17 protein-coding genes are annotated in these 19,230 nt (G+C 69.7%); 11 read left to right on the top strand and 6 right to left on the bottom strand.

Features of this window, described 5'->3' with window-relative positions:
• The 3 genes from OKJ99_RS38635 to OKJ99_RS38625 form a co-directional block, all read left to right on the top strand.
• A partial coding sequence (locus OKJ99_RS38635) for an amidohydrolase family protein (RefSeq protein ID WP_326023101.1) occupies positions 1-461 on the top strand: 461 nt, incomplete at its 5' end.
• A 1-nt stretch (position 462) separates the two neighbouring features.
• On the top strand, positions 463-1,032 hold the full coding sequence (locus tag OKJ99_RS38630) for a DUF1097 domain-containing protein (protein ID WP_326023100.1): 570 nt from the start codon (positions 463-465) through the stop codon (positions 1,030-1,032).
• An 89-nt stretch (positions 1,033-1,121) separates the two neighbouring features.
• The gene (locus tag OKJ99_RS38625; RefSeq protein ID WP_326023099.1) at positions 1,122-2,474 is read left to right on the top strand and encodes an esterase-like activity of phytase family protein; all 1,353 of its coding nucleotides are present in this window, start codon (positions 1,122-1,124) and stop codon (positions 2,472-2,474) included.
• A gap of 72 nt (positions 2,475-2,546) precedes the next feature.
• Here the strand turns inward: OKJ99_RS38625 and OKJ99_RS38620 are convergent, their stop codons facing one another.
• Together OKJ99_RS38620 and xylA are read right to left on the bottom strand one after the other, a co-directional pair.
• A complete protein-coding gene (locus OKJ99_RS38620) occupies positions 2,547-2,930 on the bottom strand; it encodes a hypothetical protein (RefSeq protein WP_326023098.1) in 384 nt (127 codons plus the stop codon).
• Between the two features lie 105 nt (positions 2,931-3,035).
• Complete coding sequence (gene xylA, locus OKJ99_RS38615) at positions 3,036-4,202, bottom strand: xylose isomerase (RefSeq protein WP_326023097.1); 1,167 nt, start codon at positions 4,200-4,202, stop codon at positions 3,036-3,038.
• Positions 4,203-4,322: 120 nt separating this feature from the next.
• On the opposite strand from xylA, the gene xylB reads away from it, so the two are divergent.
• From xylB to exaC, 6 genes are all read left to right on the top strand, one after another.
• A complete protein-coding gene (gene xylB, locus OKJ99_RS38610; RefSeq protein ID WP_326023096.1) occupies positions 4,323-5,762 on the top strand; it encodes a xylulokinase in 1,440 nt (479 codons plus the stop codon).
• A gap of 536 nt (positions 5,763-6,298) precedes the next feature.
• A complete protein-coding gene (locus OKJ99_RS38605; RefSeq protein WP_326023095.1) occupies positions 6,299-7,489 on the top strand; it encodes an ROK family transcriptional regulator in 1,191 nt (396 codons plus the stop codon).
• A 474-nt stretch (positions 7,490-7,963) separates the two neighbouring features.
• The gene (locus OKJ99_RS38600) at positions 7,964-8,986 is read left to right on the top strand and encodes an acetamidase/formamidase family protein (RefSeq protein ID WP_326023094.1); all 1,023 of its coding nucleotides are present in this window, start codon (positions 7,964-7,966) and stop codon (positions 8,984-8,986) included.
• 163 nt (positions 8,987-9,149) lie between these two features.
• Positions 9,150-9,755, top strand: coding sequence for an N-acetylmuramoyl-L-alanine amidase (locus OKJ99_RS38595; RefSeq protein WP_326023093.1), 606 nt, complete (start codon positions 9,150-9,152; stop codon positions 9,753-9,755).
• A 146-nt stretch (positions 9,756-9,901) separates the two neighbouring features.
• The gene (locus tag OKJ99_RS38590; RefSeq protein ID WP_326023092.1) at positions 9,902-11,170 is read left to right on the top strand and encodes a GAF domain-containing protein; all 1,269 of its coding nucleotides are present in this window, start codon (positions 9,902-9,904) and stop codon (positions 11,168-11,170) included.
• Between the two features lie 100 nt (positions 11,171-11,270).
• Entirely contained in the window at positions 11,271-12,794 is a 1,524-nt protein-coding gene (gene exaC, locus OKJ99_RS38585) for an acetaldehyde dehydrogenase ExaC (protein WP_326023091.1), read from the top strand.
• Between the two features lie 161 nt (positions 12,795-12,955).
• On the opposite strand, the gene OKJ99_RS38580 is transcribed toward exaC, so the two are convergent.
• Both OKJ99_RS38580 and OKJ99_RS38575 read right to left on the bottom strand, forming a co-directional pair.
• The gene (locus tag OKJ99_RS38580; protein ID WP_326023090.1) at positions 12,956-14,341 is read right to left on the bottom strand and encodes a tyrosine-type recombinase/integrase; all 1,386 of its coding nucleotides are present in this window, start codon (positions 14,339-14,341) and stop codon (positions 12,956-12,958) included.
• Complete coding sequence (locus OKJ99_RS38575) at positions 14,338-14,535, bottom strand: helix-turn-helix transcriptional regulator (protein ID WP_326023102.1); 198 nt, start codon at positions 14,533-14,535, stop codon at positions 14,338-14,340. Before OKJ99_RS38575 ends, OKJ99_RS38580 begins: the two co-directional genes overlap by 4 nt.
• 710 nt (positions 14,536-15,245) lie before the next feature.
• Here OKJ99_RS38575 and cutA point away from each other — a divergent pair.
• A complete protein-coding gene (gene cutA / locus OKJ99_RS38570; protein ID WP_326023089.1) occupies positions 15,246-15,572 on the top strand; it encodes a divalent-cation tolerance protein CutA in 327 nt (108 codons plus the stop codon).
• 51 nt (positions 15,573-15,623) lie between these two features.
• On the opposite strand, the gene OKJ99_RS38565 is transcribed toward cutA, so the two are convergent.
• Positions 15,624-16,868, bottom strand: coding sequence for a helix-turn-helix transcriptional regulator (locus OKJ99_RS38565; RefSeq protein ID WP_326023088.1), 1,245 nt, complete (start codon positions 16,866-16,868; stop codon positions 15,624-15,626).
• Between the two features lie 130 nt (positions 16,869-16,998).
• On the opposite strand from OKJ99_RS38565, the gene OKJ99_RS38560 reads away from it, so the two are divergent.
• Complete coding sequence (locus OKJ99_RS38560; protein WP_326023087.1) at positions 16,999-17,562, top strand: ATP-binding protein; 564 nt, start codon at positions 16,999-17,001, stop codon at positions 17,560-17,562.
• Positions 17,563-17,946: 384 nt separating this feature from the next.
• Here OKJ99_RS38560 and OKJ99_RS38555 read toward each other — a convergent pair whose 3' ends face one another.
• Positions 17,947-19,170, bottom strand: a complete 1,224-nt coding sequence (locus OKJ99_RS38555; protein WP_326023086.1) for an IS256 family transposase — start codon at positions 19,168-19,170, stop codon at positions 17,947-17,949.
• Positions 19,171-19,230 lie beyond the last annotated feature (60 nt).

The following is a 19,230-nucleotide window of genomic DNA, read 5'->3' as shown; positions in this document are numbered from 1 at the left end:
TGCCGCTGCCCGCCACGGATCTCTTCCTGGGCGGCCGCGGCGACGACACGGCGCCGCGCCGGGGCCTGGCCCCCGTGCGCGAACTCTGGGACGCGAACATCCTCACCGCCTGCGCCACCAACAACATCCGCAACGCCTTCACCCCGTACGGCACCGGCGACGTCCTGGAGACCGCGCTGCTGCTCGCCCGCATCGCCCACCTGTCGGGCCCGGCCGACCTGCGCCGGGTGCTGCGCATGGTGACGTACGACGCCGCGCGCGTGATCGGCATTCCGGAAGCGGACTACGGGGTGCACGAGGGCGCGATCGCGGACCTCGTCGTCCTGGACACCCGCGAGCACGCCACTCTGCTCCTGGACCGGCCCGCGCGCACCACGGTGGTCAAGTCGGGGCGGGTGGTGGCCCGTTCGACGGTCTCCGCGGAACTCGACGGTTCCCTCGTCGCGGGCGGGGTACTCTGACATGGCCGAGGCAACGACAGGCACGAGCACAACCGCTCCGGCCACACCCGTGGTCCGGGAGCGGATTCCGCACGAGATCGTGGCATCGGTGCTCGCCGCGACGACCGCCTTCGTGGGCGGGACCGCACTGCATCTGCCGCCCTGGGCGATCTTCATTTCGTGGGCGGGCATGTTCCTGATGGGCGGCCCGAGCCTCGCCGGCGCGCGCAAGCTGTGGTGCGCGATGCCGGTGGGTTCCACGTACGCGCTGCTCATCGTGCTTCTGGAGACCCACGCGGGCACGGCCTTCGGGGAGAGCCAGCTGGCCCGGAACACGTTCGGGGCGCTGTGCATCCTCGCCCTGAACAGCGCGCTGATGTACACCGGGCGGGTCCGGTTCTTCTCGCTCATCCCCGGCATGTTCTTCGGGTTCGCCAGCTACTTCGCGACGTTCTTCGGCGGGTTCGGCTTCGAGGCGGGCAACCCGTGGGCGGCCTGGGTGTGCGTGGTCGCCATGAACGCGCTCGGCCCGGTGTACGCCTGGCTGTCGATGCGGCTGACCTTCCCGGTGGAGATCAAGTCGCCTTCCTGAGCCGCCCTGTTCACCCTGGCGTCACTCCGTGTTCGGGGCGGGGGCCGACCGTGTGCGCTGTACACCGTATCCGCGCCTCAGGAGGCCCCATGTCCCCGCTCGTCCCCGGTAAGCGCCGCGCCCTCGGCCGTTCCGTCGCCGCGGGTGTGCCGCTCGCCGCCCTCGTGGCACTCGGGGTGGCGCCGGCCGCGACGGGCGCGCCCACGGGGTCCGGCGCGGCCGAGGTCACCGGCAGCGCGACGCTCGGCGACCTGCCCCTCGGCGAATTCAGCAACACCCTGCTGCCGGGCACGGTCGACGACGACCGTGGCGTGGACCTCGGCGGCATCGGCTCGGACCTCTACCCGGCGGGCCGCGAGGGCGAGTTCTGGACGGTGACCGACCGCGGCCCGAACGGCCAGATCAAGGTCGACGGCACGAAGCGCCGCACGTTCCCGGTGCCCGGTTTCGACCCGGCCATCGTGAAGATCCGCGTCACCGGCGAGCAGGTGAAGGTCCTCGACGCGATCCCGCTCACCACGAAGTCCGGCAAGCCCGTCACCGGCCTGTCGAACCAGGAGGCCCGCGACGAGAAGCCGTACTCCTACGACGCCAGGTCCCCGCTCTCGTACAACCCGAACGGTCTCGACACCGAGGGCATCGTGCGCGCGGCGGACGGCAGTTTCTGGCTCGTCGACGAGTACGGCCCCTCGCTCGTGCATGTCTCCGCGGACGGCCAGGTCCTCGCCCGGCACGTGCCGAAGGGCCTGAACCTGCGGGGCGCCGACTACCCGGTCGTCGAGTCGCTGCCGTCCGTGCTGCTGCACCGCAAGACCAACCGGGGCTTCGAGGGGCTCGCCCAACTGCCGGGCGGGGACCTGGTGCTGGCGGTGCAGAGCCCGCTGTCGCTGCCGGACACGGACGCGGGGGACGCCTCGCGGACGACGCGCCTGCTGCGGTTCTCACCGAAGAGCCAGGCTGTCACGGCGGAGTACGCGTACCGCTTCGACCCGGTGGACGTGGTGGACCCCGGGGAGGACGACCCCTCCGAGTTGAAGATCTCCTCCGTGGTCGCGGTCGGCGGCGACCGGCTCCTCGTCGAGGAGCGCACCGACAAGGCGGCCCGCCTTCAGGAGGTGCGGCTCACGCGCGGCGCCGACATCCTGGGCGGGCGCTGGGACGACGACGCGACGTCCCCGTCCCTGGAGCAGCTGGCCGATCCGGCGGCGCGGGGCGTTCCTGTCCTCGACAAGCACCTCGTGGTGGACCTGAACAAGGTCGACGCCGTTCCGGACAAGATCGAGGGCATCGCGCTCGCGGGACGCGACACTCTCGCCCTGATCAACGACAACGACTTCGGGATGAGCGACGGCGACGGGGCGTTCGACGCGGACGGGCGGCTCGTGGACAGCGGCGTCGAGACGAAGGTGACGCACGTGAAGCTGCCGAAGGGCGCCCTGTAAGGGCAGTCCTGTGAGCACAGTGCTGTGAGCACAGCCCTGTAGGCGCACCTGTCGGCCGTCGCACCGGCGGATTCAGCCGCCGAACTCGCTGGGCAACTCGCTCGGCAGCTCGCTGGGGAGCTCCGAGGGCAGTTCGCTCGGCAGGCCGCTCGGGAGCTCGCTCGGCAGGTTGCTGGGCAGCGAGGACGGCAGCTTGCTCGGGATACGGGGCGAGCGCGTGGCCTGTTCGCTGCTCTTGTCGGGCGACTTCTTGTCGCCGTCGGAGGAACTGTCGCGGGTCGTCACGAGGACGACGGCACCCACGATCACCACGAGGGCGACGAGCGTCGCGATCACCAGGAACATCCGCCGGTCGGTGCGGCGCGGCCCGTCGGGCGGCGGCGCACCGAAGCCGCCCGGCGGTGGGGCGTCGTTCGGCGGCGGGGGCGGCTGCGGCGGCATCGGCGGTAAGGACACCACTCCAGAATTGCCGCATCGGGCCCCACGCGCGAGCCCCTCAGGGAAGTTGACCGACCGGACGCCGCACGTCCGGCCGGTCGCGGCCCTTCTGTCCCTGCCGCGTCAGGCGCGCACGCCCAGCAGGTGGTCCATCGCCAGCTGGTCGAGGCGCTCGAAGGCCATGCCGCGCTCGGCGGCGGCGTTGACGTCGAACTCCTCGAAGGCGCTCTTGTCGGCGAGCAGCGCGGCCAGGCCGTCGGCGGCGGTCGGCTGCGCGAGCTCGTCGAGTCGGGAGGCGGCCAGGGCCGCCTGGACCTCCGGGTCGTCGCGGAAGGCGGCGGCCCGGTCCTTGAGGATCAGGTAGTTGCGCATGCAGCCGGCGGCCGAGGCCCACACTCCGTCGATGTCCTCGGTCCGCGGCGGCTTGAAGTCGAAGTGCCGCGGGCCCTCGTAGCCGGCCTGCTCCAGCAGGTCGACGAGCCAGAACGCGGCGCGCAGGTCGCCGGCGCCGAAGCGCAGGTCCTGGTCGTACTTGATGCCGGTCTGGCCGTTGAGGTCGATGTGGAAGAGCTTGCCCGCCCACAGTGCCTGGGCGATGCCGTGCGAGAAGTTGAGGCCCGCCATCTGCTCGTGGCCGACCTCGGGGTTCACGCCGAACATCTCGGGCCGCTCCAGGCGCTCGATGAACGCGAGGGCGTGGCCGACGGTCGGCAGCAGGATGTCGCCGCGCGGCTCGTTCGGCTTGGGCTCGATGGCGAACTTGAGGTCGTAGCCCTGCTCGATGACGTAATCAGCGAGAAGGTCGAAGCCCTCCTTCATACGGTCGAGGGCGTCGCGGACGTCCTTGGCGCCGCCGGACTCGGCGCCCTCGCGGCCGCCCCACGCGACATAGGTCTCGGCGCCGAGCTCGGCGGCGAGGTCGATGTTGCGGATGACCTTGCGCAGGGCGTAGCGGCGCACGTCACGGTCGTTGGCGGTGAAGCCGCCGTCCTTGAAGACCGGGTGCGTGAACAGGTTCGTGGTGGCCATCGGGACGACCATGCCGGTGGCGTCGAGGGCCTGCCGGAAGCGCTTGATGTGCGATTCGCGCTCGGTCTCGGAGGCACCGAACGGGATCAGGTCGTCGTCGTGGAAGGTCACGCCGTGGGCGCCGAGCTCGGACAGGCGCTGCACGGACTCCACCGGGTCGAGCGCCGGACGGGTGGCGTCGCCGAACGGGTCGCGGCCCTGCCAGCCGACGGTCCACAGACCGAAGGTGAACTTGTCGTCAGGGGTGGGCTGGTACGTCATCTTGCGGCTCCCTCGCCAACTATTTCGTCATGGCGCTTTACAAATTAGTATGCGGGAACGCCGCTGGGAAGAGCCGACCGCACCACAGACCCAGATTTCCCGAGATTTCAGGAGAGCCGCATGTCAGCTGCCGATGGACCCCTCGTCGTAGGAGTCGACAGTTCCACGCAGTCCACGAAGGTCCTGGTCGTCGATGTCGCGACGGGCGCGACCGTGGCGAGCGGACAGGCGCCGCACACCGTGACCTCGGGCGCGGGCCGCGAGAGCGACCCCGAGGAGTGGTACCGGGCGCTCCGCGAGGCGCTCGCCCAGTGCGGCGACGCGGCCCGGCGCGCCTCGGCGGTGTCGGTCGGCGGGCAGCAGCACGGCCTGGTGACGCTCGACGCGCAGGGACGGCCGGTGCGGCCCGCGCTGCTGTGGAACGACGTGCGCTCCGCGCCGCAGGCCCGCCGCCTCGTGGACGAGCTGGGCGGGGCGAAGGCATGGGCGGAGCGGTTCGGCGTCGTGCCGGCGGCCTCCTTCACCGTGTCGAAGTGGGCGTGGCTGGCCGAGCACGAGCCGGAGGCGGCGCGCGCCACGGCCGCGGTCCGACTGCCGCACGACTACCTCACCGGACGCCTGACCGGTGAGGGCACGACGGACCGGGGCGACGCGTCCGGTACGGGGTGGTGGGCCTCGTCGACCGAGGCGTACGACGAGGAGGTGCTCGGGCGCGTGGGGCTGGACCCGGCGCTCCTGCCGCGTGTGGTGGCACCCGGCGAGGTCGCGGGCACGGTGCGCGCGAGGGACGGCAAACTCCCCTTCGCGGAGGGCACGTTGGTGGCGGCCGGCACCGGCGACAACGCGGCCGCCGCGCTCGGCCTCGGCCTGCTGCCGGGAACTCCCGTGCTGAGCCTCGGCACTTCGGGCACGGTGTACGCGGTGTCGCGGAACCGGCCGGCCGACCCCTCCGGCACGGTCGCCGGTTTCGCGGACGCGCGCGGCGACTGGCTGCCCCTGGCCTGCACGCTGAACTGCACGCTCGCGGTGGACCGGATCGCGGCGCTGCTCGGCCTTGACCGGGAGGCGGTCGAGGCGGGAGGCACGGCGACGATCCTTCCCTACCTGGACGGCGAGCGGACGCCCAACCTGCCGGACGCGTCTGGCCTGTTGACGGGTCTGCGGCACGACACGACCGGCGGTCAGCTGCTGCAGGCGGCGTACGACGGTGCGGTGCACGCCCTGCTCGGCGCGCTCGACCGGGTGCTCGACGCGGACGCCGACCCCGCGGCTCCCCTGCTCCTCATCGGCGGCGGGGCGCGCGGGACGGCCTGGCAGGAGACGGTGCGACGCCTTTCGGGGCGGGCGGTACAGGTGCCCGAGGCCGGCGAACTGGTGGCGCTGGGGGCGGCGGCGCAGGCCGCGGGCGTGCTGACCGGCGAGGACCCGGGGGCGGTGGCCCGCCGCTGGGACACGGCGCGCGGTCCGCTGCTCGATCCGGTGGAGCGGAGGGACGAGGCGACGCTGGAGCGGATCTCGGGGGTGCTTGCGGGGGCGGGGGCGCTTCTCGGGAGCGGGTGAGGTCCAGGGGCGGGGCGCTTCTCGGGAACGGGTGAGGTCCATCTGACGGGTGAGGCCCACTCGACGAGTGGGCCCTGCCGACGAGCGGGCCCTGCCGACGGGTGGGGCCTCCCGGCGAGTGAGGTCCACTCGGCGAGTGACGAGGGAGGGCCACTCGGCGCGTGGGGCCCTCCCGACGGGTGGGCATCTCGACGGGTGGGGCCACTCGACGGGGGGCCTCCCGACGAGTGAGGCCCAGCTGGCGTGTCAGCCCAGCTGGCGTGTCAGCCCAGCCGACGTGCTGGCCCAGCTGGCGTGTCAGCCCAGCCGACGTGCTGGCCCAGCTGGCGTGTCGGCCCAGCCGACGTGTCGGCCCACCCGACGAGTTGATCTACCCGACGCGTTAGCCCAGCCGACGAGTCGGTTCACCCGACGAGTTGGTCCAGCCGACGCGTCAGCCCAGCCGACGCGTTAGCCCACCCGACATGTTGGCCCACCCGACGCGTTGGCACACCTCCGGAAGACCCCACCCTCACCGCCCCTGGGAGCATGAGCGTATGACCGCACCACTGCACCGGCCGCGACCGGGCACGCCCGACACCCAGCAGGCCATGCGCCGCCGCAACCTGTCCCGCACCATGTACACGGTCGCCGCCGAGGGGCCGCTGTCGCGGGCCGCGGTGGCGCAGCACATCGGCCTGACCCGGGCAGCCGTGTCCACGCTTGTCGACGAGTTGATCCGGGCGGGGTTGCTGGAGGAGCTGGGGCCGCAGCGTCCGGGCGGTGTCGGGCGGCCGGGCTCGGCGCTGGCCGTCAGCGGTCAGGGCCCTGCCGGGCTCGGCGCCGAGGTGGGCGTCGACCATCTCGCGGTGTGCGCGGTGGACATGCGGGGCGAGGTGCGGGCGCGGGCACGGCGCCGCGTGAGCAACCGGGGGCGCGCACCGAAGCCCGTACTGGCCGAACTCACGGAACTGGTAAGGGAGGTGACCGGCGAGGCGCAGGCCGCCGGGCTGCGTCCGGCCGGGCTCGCGATCGCCGTGCCGGGCCTGGTGTCGCGTGGCACCACGACCGTCGTGCGCGCCCCCAACCTCGACTGGCACGACACGGATGTCGCGTCCCTGCTCCCGGGCGACGTGCCGGTCACCGTCGAGAACGAGGCGAACTTCGGCGCCCTCGCCGAACTGTGGCTCGCCGAGGACTCCCCCGCCGACTTCCTCCACGTGTCCGCGGAGATCGGCATCGGCGCGGCGCTCGTCGTCGACGGTCAACTCCTGCGCGGAACACGGGGGTTCGCGGGGGAACTCGGCCATGTACCGGTGCGCCCGGAGGGACCCGCGTGCCCGTGCGGCGGGCGCGGATGCCTTGAGCAGTACGCGGGTGAGGAGGCGGTGCTGCGCGCCGCGGGCATCGAGCCGGGGCCCGACCGGGTGTCACTGCTCGCCGAACGGGCCGGCGACGGTGACACCGCGACGCGCCGGGCGCTGCGCTCGGCGGGCACCGCGCTCGGCATCGCGCTGACCGGTGCGGTCAACCTCGTGGACCCGCGTGCAGTGGTCCTCGGCGGCGCACTGTCCCACCTCGCGCCCTGGCTTCTCCCTTCCCTGGAACGGGAGTTGACCCGCCGCACGGCGTCCCCGGAGGACGGCGTCATCACCTCGGGCCTCGGTTCGGACGGGCCGCTGCTGGGGGCGGCGCACTCGGTGGTGCGGGCGGTGCTGGACGACCCGATGGGGGCGGCGGCTGTCTGAGGACGAGCGCCGTCTGAGCACGGCGCGGCTGCCTGACGGCGGGGTGACTGCCTGACGGCGGAGCGACCGCCCGAGGGGAGGGCACTCGGCCGCCCGACGGCGGGTCGGGTTCCACCGTCGGGAGGGATGCCGCCTGGACACCCCTCCCCCACGCGCCACTGGTTCGGACCTCTGACATGCGGTTGTTCACATTGCACCGGTTGTCCACAGATCTTCTGTGCCCTCTTCCGCCCCAACCCGAGGGCCCCGTAACGTAATTCACGCGAGGCGCCGGGCTCCCGTCCATCCGACGGGTGGCGGCGTGCGCACGGGAAGGGGGATTCCTGTGTCGGGGGACGTCATGGAGAACATCGGGCCGCGATCGGGGCCGGGCCAGGTCTACGCGTGTTCCGCCGCGGGCATATCGCTGGTGCTCGGCATCGTCGACCTCCCTTCGCCCTTCACCCACTCCCCACAGAGCGGAGCGCAGTCCTCATGAGCGATCTCCGGATGCTGACCGTCCGGCCGCAGCCCGGCGAGTACGCCTGGACGTTCGGCGGCGCGCCGGCCGTCGCGCGCATCGCTCCCGGTACGGCGCTCGACCTGTTCACGGAGGACTGCTTCGGGGGCCGGGTCCGCTCGGAGAAGGATCTGGTCTCGGAGGTCTGCGAGTTCCCCTTCCTCAACCCGCAGACCGGTCCGTTCCACATCGAGGGTGCCGAGCCGGGCGACACCGTGGCGGTGCACTTCGTGTCGGTGGAGCCCGCGCGCGACTGGGCGGCGTCCACGACGGTGCCGCTGTTCGGGGCGCTGACATCCACGCACACGACCGCGACGCTGCAGCCGCCGCTCCCCGAGACCGTCTGGATATGGCAGCTCGACCGGGCGCGCCGCACCGCCCGGTTCGCGGCGCGGGACAGCGAGTTCACCGCCGATCTGCCGATGGACCCGATGCACGGCACGGTCGGCGTCGCGCCCGCGAATCTGGAGGTCCGTTCGGCGCTCGTGCCGGACGCGCACGGCGGGAACATGGACACGCCGGAGATGCGGGCGGGCGTCACCTGCTACCTCGGCGTGAACGTGGAGGGCGCACTGCTGAGCCTCGGCGACGGGCACGCGCGGCAGGGCGAGGGAGAGACCTGCGGCGTGGCCGTGGAGTGCGCGATGCGGACCGTCGTCATCGTGGAACTGCTCAAGGGCGTGGCGACGCCGTGGCCGCGCATCGAGTCGGACACGCACATCGTCTCGACGGGTTCGGCCCGCCCGCTGGAGGACGCCTTCCGGATATCCCAGCTCGACCTGGTCCAGTGGCTCGTACGGGACTACGACTTCAGCGAGTTGGACGCGTACCAGTTCGTGACGCAGACCGTGGAGTCACCGCTGGCGAACGTCTGCGACACCAACTACACGTGCGTCGCCAAACTTCGCAAGGAATGGCTGCCGCCGCGCGAGACACACCGCGGGCTGCACACGCGGCTGCGCGAGAGTGCGGCGACCCTGCCGCGCCCCGAACTCTGACCCCCACCCACCCCACTCCCCCACCCAGCCCAATCCCCACTCCCTCAATCCCCCAACTCCCCACTTCCCGCTCCCCCCACCTCACCCACCTCACTCACGCCCACAGCACCGCACCCGCCCCACTGAGCCCCGCCCCACCGGTGACCCGAGAGGCAGGATTGACATGGACCGAGCAAATGGATCATTCCCGAGCCGCCGCCGGCTGCTCCAACTCAGCGCGCTCGCCGCGGCGCCCACCGCACTGCTGGCCACGGGCAGGGCAGACGCCCTGCCACTGGCGACGGTGGACTACCCGAAGGCCGAGTCCGTTCCGGCGAGCAAGTCCAACTACACGGTGGCCAGCCGCCCGCTGTCGTACCCGGTCGAGTTCGTGATCGTGCACGTCACGCAGGAGGACTACGCGACCACGCTCAACATCTTCAAGAACCCGGCCAAGCAGGTCTCCGCGCACTACGTCGTGCGCTCCTCCGACGGGCACATCGCGCAGATGGTGCGGGAGAAGAACGTCGCCTGGCACGCGGGGAACTGGGACTACAACACGCGCAGCGTCGGTATCGAACACGAGGGGTGGGTCGACAAACCGGAGTACTTCACCGAGGCGATGTACCGGGAGTCGGCGGCGCTGACCGCGTCGATCTGCACGCGTTACGGCATCCCGAAGACCCGCGAGCGGATCATCGGCCACGTGGAGGTGCCCGGCGCCGACCACACGGATCCCGGGCGTTACTGGGACTGGGACCGGTACATGCGGCTGGTCGCCGCCTCCTGATCCCGGCGGGCGCGGTCGTCTCCACACGCGTGAGTGGCATGTGCCGAATCGCCCGATCCGTGTTCCGCTCCTTGTCGGCCCGCGTCCCCGGGGTGACGATGGTCGCGCCACCGCACCGTCGCGAAGGATCCCGCCTGGAGGCCGCGTTGACCGAACAGTGGGTCGCCCTGGAGCCGGGCACCGATCCGTCCGAGCGGGTCCGGGCGCTGCGCCGCGCGCACGACCGGTTCACCGCGGCGGGCACCGTGGCCCGCCCCGTGCGCCCCGTCGTCGCCGCGTCCTGGCGCCGCTCGGCGGGCGCGCACGTCAGCCCGGACGCCTCGGCGTCGGTGGAGATGCCCGAAGGCGACGTGGGCAGCTACCGGGCGGAGCACCCGCTGGCCCGCGTGATGCCGCTGTTCCGCGAGCTGATGGGCACGTTCGCCGCGGACGGCGAGCATCTGCTCGCGGTGTGCGACGCGCACGGCAGGCTGCTGTGGGTGGAGGGGCACTCGCGTACGCGGCAGGCGGCGGGGCGGATGAACTTCGTGCCGGGCGCCCGCTGGTCGGAGTCGGCGATGGGCACGAACGCGCCGGGCACGGCCGTCGCCGTCGACCGCCCGGTACAGGTCTTCGCGGCCGAGCACTTCATCCGCAAGGTCCAGCCGTGGACCTGTGCGGCGGCCCCCGTGCACGACCCGCGCACCGGGCGCCTGCTCGGCGCCATCGACATCACCGGCGGCGACCGCCTCGCGCACCCGCACAGCCTGGCGTTCGATCAGGCGGTGGCGCGCGCGGCGGAAACCCAACTCGCCCTCCTGGCCCCGCCGCGCACGACCGAACCGGCCCTGCGCCTGACCGCGCTCGGCCGCGACGAGGCCCTCCTCCTCACCCCGGACGGCCACAAGCTCCGCCTCAGCCGCCGCCACAGCGAACTCCTCGTCCTGCTCGCCGGCCACCCGGAGGGCCTGACCGGCGACGAACTCCTCTGCTTCCTGTACGAGGACGAGTCCGTGACGCCGGTGACGCTCCGCGCCGAACTGGCCAGGCTGCGCCGGGTGCTGGGGCCCGACGTGCTGCGCTCGCGCCCCTACCGGCTGTCGACCCCGGTCGACTCGGACCTGACCACGGTCGAGCGCCGCCTCGCCTCGGGAGCGGTCACGGCGGCGGCATCCGCGTACAGCGGACCGCTCCTTCCGACGTCGCAGGCGCCCGCCGTGGCCCGCATCCGGCACCGCCTCGCCGACGAACTCCGGGCCGCGCTCATCGCCCGCGGCGACCCCGACCTGCTCGCCGACTGGGTGCACGCCCCGTGGGGCGAGGACGACCTGGACGCCTGGCGCGCGCTCGCGGCGATCCGCCCGACCCCGCCGGTCCTGTCCCGCCTCGCCGCGCTCGACGACGAACTGCGCACTCCGGGCCCCTACGCGACGTAGCCCCCGCAGCGCGCACGCAACGTAACTGCAACGTCCGCGCTCCTAGCGTCCCCTGCGAACGCTGCCCAAAGGCGGGCAGCCGCACAGGAGGCCAGCCACCATGACCCGCTATGCAGCGCCCGGCACCCAGGGCTCCGTCGTCTCCTACCAGGCCCGCTACGACCACTTCATCGGCGGCGAGTACGCGCCGCCCGCCCGCGGCCAGTACTTCGAGAACCCGAGCCCCGTCAACGGACAGCCGTTCACCGAGATCGCGCGCGGCACGGCCGAGGACGTCGAACGCGCCCTCGACGCCGCGCACGCCGCCGCGCCCTCCTGGGGCCGCACGGCGCCCGGCGCCCGCGGGGACATCCTCCTCAAGATCGCCGACCGCATGGAGCAGAACCTCGAACTCCTCGCGGTCGCGGAGAGCTGGGAGAACGGCAAGCCGGTCCGCGAGACCCTGGCCGCCGACATCCCCCTGGCGATCGACCACTTCCGCTACTTCGCGGGCGCGGTCCGCGCACAGGAGGGCAGCCTCTCCGAAATCGACGACGACACGGTCGCGTACCACTTCCACGAGCCGCTCGGCGTCGTCGCGCAGATCATCCCGTGGAACTTCCCCATCCTGATGGCGACATGGAAGCTCGCCCCGGCCCTCGCGGCGGGCAACGCGGTGGTCATCAAGCCGGCCGAACAGACCCCGGCGTCGATCCACGTCTGGCTGGACCTCGTCAAGGACCTGCTCCCGCCAGGCGTCGTCAACATCGTCAACGGCTTCGGCGTCGAGGCCGGCAAGCCGCTCGCATCGTCCTCCCGCGTGGCAAAGGTCGCGTTCACGGGCGAGACCACGACGGGCCGCCTGATCATGCAGTACGCCTCGGAGAACATCAAGCCGGTCACCCTCGAACTCGGCGGCAAGTCCCCGAACATCTTCTTCGACGACGTCTGGGCCAAGGACGACGACTTCCGCGACAAGGCCCTCGAGGGCTTCACGATGTTCGCCCTCAACCAGGGCGAGGTCTGCACCTGCCCGTCCCGCGCGCTCATCCAGCAGGGCCACTACAGCGAGTTCATCGAAGCGGCGATCGCCCGCACCGAGGCCATCAAGCCCGGCCACCCCCTGGACACCGACACGATGATCGGCGCCCAGGCCTCCAACGACCAGCTCCAGAAGATCCTCTCGTACCTGGACATCGGCCAGCAGGAGGGCGCGAAGGTCCTCACGGGCGGCCAACGCATCGAGTACGACGGCGAGTTGGCGGGCGGCTACTACGTCCAGCCCACCATCTTCGAGGGCCAGAACCGCATGCGGATCTTCCAGGAGGAGATCTTCGGCCCGGTCGTCTCGGTCGCCCCCTTCGCCGACTACGACGACGCCATCAAAATCGCCAACGACACGCTGTACGGCCTCGGGGCCGGAGTGTGGACCCGCGACATCAACACGGCGTACCGGGCAGGCCGTTCGATCCAGGCGGGCCGCGTCTGGACCAACTGCTACCACGCGTACCCGGCGCACGCGGCATTCGGCGGCTACAAGCAGTCGGGCATCGGCCGCGAGAACCACAAGATGATGCTGGACCACTACCAGCAGACGAAGAACCTTCTGGTGAGCTACTCGGCACAGAAGCTCGGGTTCTTCTAGGGGGCATGAAACGGCGCCTGACCTGGCCTTTCTTGGTCAGGCGCCGTCCCGATGTCATCGACGGCAACGCGAGCGAGATACACGCTTCCTCCCGAAATTTCCCGCCCGTATCCCACCTCCGACCAGCTGTTCCGGGGCATTTCCGGGCCAAGTCCGAGTTCCTAAGCCTTCCGCTCTGCAGCGGCCCTCGTCTCCCACTGACGCATCGAGTCCTCGATAAGGCTGTTCGCGTGATGGGTCGCCTCGGCCAGGAACTTGGCGTAGAAACGGAAGAGGACCTGGATGCTCTGCCATGCCCTGCGAGCGCACTCGGCCGGATCAACACCGGAGGCCAGCCAGAATGAGATGCCCGCGTGGCGCAAGTCGTAGGGGCGCTGGGCAAGTTGGAGTGCATGCTCATCGAGCGTCAGTGCTGCCTCGCGCGCCCGCCGCCAGGTGATGCCGTACGCTGCTGCGTCAATGTAGTTGTCGGCGCCGTTACGGAAGATGCGCCCGTCCGGGGCTACTCCGAAGCGCTCAATGTGCTCACGCAGCATGCCGACAAGCACAGGCGGGATCGGGACCGGACGTGTAGCCTTCGCGGCCCTCCGCTTCAAGGAGTGGACCTCGTACACAGCACCGTCATCGGTCCATTCTTTGCCCGCAGGCACCACACCCCCCTTCAGGTGCAACAGGCCCCAGCCGGAAGCCGGGAGCCGACATTGTGACTTCTGCAGATGCATGACCTCAGCGGGCCGCATCGCGGCGTGGTACATGCAACCGAAGAAGGCGTACAAGTGCGGACCACGCCCTGGGAGGTCCTTGACCACCGCGAGCAAACGCGCGACCTGGGTGGGGTTGGGGACGCAGTCCGGATCCACTTCGTCGGCGACATCAGGCGCCCGCCATCGAAGGCCGGTCAGGGGGTTCTGCCCGAAGTACCCCCGCTCCACTGCAAATCCGAATACCTCGTTGACGGCAGCCTTCTTGCGCGTCGCTGTCTTGGCTGCAGCGGAACTCCCGTCTATCTTGCGGCACAAGGCGTCGAGGCCACGGCGCAGCAGATCAGGGTCCTCCAACTCGCTCACCGGTAGGGACGTTCGCTCCAGCCATTCGAGTGCCGTCTGCCACTCCGGACGTGGGTCCGAGTCCCAAGCCTTCTTGTTGAACGCCCACGAGTAGAGGGCACGCCGCAGCCCTTGGGGCGCACTCGGCACAGCATCCCGTTCGACAAGAGCGGGCGTGATGGTGGCCAACGCATCCGCAAGCGTGCGGCGCGTGGGCCCCGGCGTCCTGTCCCACCGCTGCTCGATGTACTCACGCGCCAGGACGTACCAAGTGGTTCGCTGCTTCAACGCACGGAGCTCAGAAGCCGGCAGACCAGTCCGTGGGTCGAACGGCTCACCATCACGTGCTGCCGTCATCAGCTTGGCGCGTCGACTCTCCGCGAGTCCCTTGGTGAGGAAGGACTCCGACTTCTCGCGGCTGTCGACAGTCCAGCGGACTTCAAATCCCTTACGACGGTCGACACGCTCACGTATCTCCCAGAAGCGAACTTTGTAGCTCATTGCCACTTACTTGAATCCTTTTCGCATGCATCCCACCAGGTGTCCAGGTCACTGCGCCTGCACCGGAGTTCTCCGTTTGGAAGCTTCACCATTCGGGGCGCGTCGCCGCGAGCCCTCATGCGGTAGAAGGCTGACGGGCTCATCCGAATTTCAGCTAGAACTTCAACAAGTTTGAGTGCGGGAGGGCGGGCCATGACGATTCCCCAATTCACTGATAGAGCGTCGAACGCCCACAGCGCCACGCAGTTCAACTCACCGCGAGGCACAAGTGGGTTGCACCCACCGTTCGCGGGGCGTGCGTTGACAGGTGGGCACTCATCAATGGTCCTGGCTTCCGCCGGTTTGGCTAACCGGCGATCGTCACCTAAAATCCACCCGCGATCTCCCCCTGCCGCTCCAGACCAGAAGCCCCCTCAGCACTTCCCTCAAAGACTTTGGATGGACCCCTGCGGCAGTACGCGACCGCCCTCGCTGCAACAGCGAGATATCCGATACGTACTTCTCGGTTAGCGGGCCCCCTTGGCCGCCCGAGTTCGGGAATTTTGTCGCGCCTAGCAGTAGCACCACCTGGCCTGGCGTTTTCGGTAAGTTGTACATTGGCATCGTCTGGGCGCAGACTTCCAGTCTTTCGGCGCTACTTGTTGTCTGCCCTGGGCGAATGTCTGCCGATAGCCGGGTGGAGCCGTTCTGCCACGGATCCGTTGAAGCCCAAGACTCCCGCCAGGGTCTGCTCACGAATCTGTTACCACGGCCTCCACGACAAGAGGGCCTTCACCATGATGTCGAAGCGAAGCGCCACCTTGAACGGCGCGCTGCATACTGACCGATCTCGGTAGCGACCAGCTTTCAGCGTGCGCTGGACGGCTGGGTAGGGTCGCGGTACCCGAGCCGAAGAGGTAGATGCATGCCCCACGAGATCGTGATCGCGCAGACGACCAGTGCCAACGAGGACGAAGCGAAAGCGCTGGCCCGAGGCGCAGTCGAGAGCAAGTTGGCAGCAGGCGTTCATATCGATGCGCCCATCACCGCCTTCTACTGGTGGAAGGAGAAGGTCGAGACGGCTCAGGAGTGGCGCATCTCGTACATGACTTCAACGGACCGACTGCCGGCGCTGGAGGCGTGGCTGCATGAGAAGCATCCGTATGACGTCCCCCAGTGGATCACGCTGCCCGTGACCGGAGGATCGGAGGCGTACCTGTCCTGGGTGGTCGAGGAAACTCACCCGCAGTAGGGCACGCCACCCGGCGCCCTCACCGTCACAGAGCCTGCTCGCCGGGACGGCTCACGAGGCGAACGCCCGCAAGTGGTCCGCCAGTTCGCGCTCCGTGTCGGGCAGCCAGCCAGCGATGCCCTGCGCTCGCTGACGCCCCATGGTGTTGGGCTTTGACGCCGTGGCCGCGGCGAATTGGCGCGCGACGTAGACCCCGCGGTCTACGTCGCCGCCTCGGAGCAGCGCCGACGCCAGGTCCCCGAGAACCACCACTCCAGAGTCAGGCAGTTCCCCACCGAGACGATCGACCGCAGAGTCGGCTGTGACCGTTAGTTCCTGGCTCTTGAGTTCGCCGTATACCGAAAGCGCCAGTGAGTCCATCCGGTACGGCGTCACGAAGCGAACCCACGCCTGCTCGCTCGTGTGATTCGCGAAGTCATACGCGAACCTCGCCTTCTCCAAGGCACGGTGAGCGCCGGCACCATCCCCTGCCTGAGCCGCCTCCTCGGCATACCGTCCCAAAGCCCAAGCCGCAGCAGTCGCGTTGCCATGCCCGCGTACGTCTTGTGCCGCCTGTGACAACATCTCCAGCGCCCCAGCCGGGGAAGTCGCGCCATAGCTTGCGTATCCAAGCGCAAGGGCGCGCAGAGGCGGGTGCCCGGCCTCCTTCGCGCACTCCGAGGTCACGCGGTAGTAGGCGGCGGCCTTGTCGTGTTCTCCGAGGTCCCAGGCGACCCATCCGGCGAGAGCCGCGGTTTCGCCCGCTGCGATGGTCAGCGCTCGCTCGTGTTCACCGGCTCGGGGAAGAGCTGCTGTGATCGCATCAAGGTGTGACTCGACGCGGTTCTGCAGACTGCGCGCACTTTCGCTCAGTTCGTCCAGATGCAATCCAGCTGCGTGGTCAATGAGCACGGACGCGGACTCGGGGTCGATCCTGGCTCCCTTGTTGAGCGCATAGGCGAGCCGACCCCACGGTTCGGCCGCGGCAGTCGCCCCGACGATGGCGCCCCCAAGGAGCGTTCGACGCTTCATGTCGTCCGGATCCTCCCCTTCACGATCGCCCCTCCTTCTCCGCCTGGCACGGGCGGCTTTCGCCTCCCGCAGGATCGACTCCACCGGGACGCCGCAGGCCACAGCGATGTGTCCAAGCGTGTGGTTCGTAGGGACGTTTTCACCGTTCTCGTACCGACTGACCTCTCGGCGGGTCACCGTCGCCCTGCCCGAGACCGTGTTGATCGCGTCTGCCTGTTCGTCCTGCGATCGCTCCGCCTCACGGCGCAGCTGACGGAGTAGCTCGGCAAACGGATCTACTGGCATGAGTGTGACCTCAGTCGGTGGGGGATTCCAATCTTGGCCCCAACTCCCCCTTCGCTTTCCCCCCTTGACAAACTTTTCCCCCCTGATGTTTCCCCTGGTCTGCATTGCGAAGCCACGGTGCGATGTGGGTATGACCACGTACCGCGCAGCAACGCCTCACCACCCGGGCACGGCTGACGGCGAACCTACAGCCGTTAGCAACGTGCCACAGCCGATGTCGCGGACATTCGAGATGGCCATGTCGCCGGTGGATGTTCACGTCGCCGCGGCGCGCGATACGTCGGCGGCGCTGCTGAGGCGGTGGGCTCTGCCGGACCCGACAGTCGAAGAGGCCCGGCTGATCGTCTCCGAGCTGGTGACGAACGCCATCAAGCACGGCTCTGGGGCTGTGAAGTTGCGGGTGCAGTACGGCAGCCATCAGGTCCGCATCGAGGTCACCGACGGAAGTCGGGCCCCGGCCCGCCGCCGACGCGCCGGCACCAACGACGTGAGCGGACGCGGACTGTTCCTGGTCGCGTGCTTGTCGCAGCGATGGGGCACCACGCACGACGGCCGGACCACGTATGCGGTCGTCCCCGCTCCCCCAGAAGTGGAGAGAGGCCCGGCAACGGCCCTCGATCCCACGCCACCGGAAGGGTTGGAGAAGCCGATGGCGTCTGCGACATGGGGCGTGTGCGACTCGGGGGCGAGTTGATGCGACCTGACGTCTCAGCACTCTTGGCCTCCTCCCCCACTGACGAGGTTTCCCATGCCTGACAGCGTGTTCCCGACACAGCCGGCCGCGACCGGCCGCCGTAGACGGCAGCCTCCGCGGACCGACGCATTCACGGTGCGCTGTGTCCGTCGTGCCGTGGCGCTGCCCCTGCTGCTTCTTGTGGTGCTGCTGGGCGCCGCCCTCATCGTCTGGTCGGCAGCCGCGGTAGCCCTCGGCTGGCTCCTAGTTGGCCTTGTCTGTGGGCTGATCGGCGTCGCGGTGGTGGCAGCCCGTGGAGCACTTGCGGCCGCAAGTGTCGTGCAGGCAGCCCTGGAGGAAGGGCATGCAGCGGACCTGACAGCGGTCGCGGGGGTTGCGGCGGGGTCATGTCCCTTGTGATGGTGTAGCGGCGGGTAGTTCGTCGTCGTTGTAGATCTTGTCCATGCTGTCCTCGGAGAGGTAGCGGCGGCCGAAGGCGATCCATTCGTCGTGCATCTCGTTGAGCACGGCGGTCGTCAGTCGTAGCAGGGAGTCCGGGTTCGGGAAGACCTGCACCACGTCGGTGCGGCGCTTGAGCTCGCGGTTGATCCGTTCCAGCGGGTTCGTCGACTGGATCTTCTTCCAGTGCTGGGCCGGGAAGACAGCGAATGCTGTGAGGTCGTCCTTCGCTTCCAGGAGCATCTCTTTGACCTTGGGAAACTGGCGGCCGAGCATGTCGGCGACCTCGTCCAACTGCCGGCGGACGGCTGGGGAGTCGGGCTGGGCGAAGATCGTGCGGATCGTCGCCGCGACCATTTCCCCGGAGCCCTTCGTGATCACGCCGAAGGTGTTGCGCAGGAAGTGCACCCTGCACCGCTGGTAGGCAGCGCCAAGCATGATCTTGCGGATCGCGGCGACCAGGCCGGAGTGGTGGTCGGCGATGACCAGCCGCACTCCGGACAGGCCGCGGGCCCTCAGCGAGCGCAGGAACTCGCTCCAGAATGCCTCGGTCTCGTTGTCGCCGACCATGACGCCCAGCACCTCGCGGTTGCCGTCCTTGGTGATGCCGGTGGCGATGACCACGGCCTGGGAGACGATCTGGTGGTTGACCCGCACCTTGCAGTACGTCGCGTCCAGATAGACGTAGGGGAACCGGACGTGGTCCAGCGTTCGTTCGCGGAAGGCGGTGAGCTGTTCGTCCAGGTCGGCGCAGATCCTGGACACCTCGCTTTTGGAGATCCCGGTGTCGCCGCCCAGGGCCTTGACCAGGTCGTCCACCGAGCGGGTGGACACCCCGTGCACATATGCCTCCATGATGACCGCGTAGAGCGCCTGGTCGATGCGGCGCCGGCGCTCAAGCAGGCTGGGGAAGAAGGTGCCGGTCCGCACCTTGGGGATCGCCAGGTCGATATCACCGGCCTGCGTGGTCAGCAGCTTCTCGCGGTGCCCGTTGCGCCAGGTGGTACGGGTCTCGGCATGCTCTCCCGGCTCGGCCCCGATCTGGGCAGTGGCCTCCGCCTCGATGAGTTCTTGCAGGATCCGCTGGGCCAGAACCCGCACCAACTCGATTCCGTCCGCCGTACGCAGTGACTCCATGAGCCGGAGTAAGTCATGCTGGGACAAGGCCATCGTGTCACCTCTCTCAACGAGCTTCGCTACTCGGAGAGTTGCGCGATGGCCGTCCCATGA

Source organism: Streptomyces endophyticus (genome assembly GCF_035798155.1).
Classification (GTDB): Bacteria; Actinomycetota; Actinomycetes; order Streptomycetales; family Streptomycetaceae; genus Streptomyces; species Streptomyces endophyticus.
The sequence above is the reverse complement of the archived record's forward strand: the minus strand, read 5'-3'. Positions and strand labels throughout refer to the sequence as shown.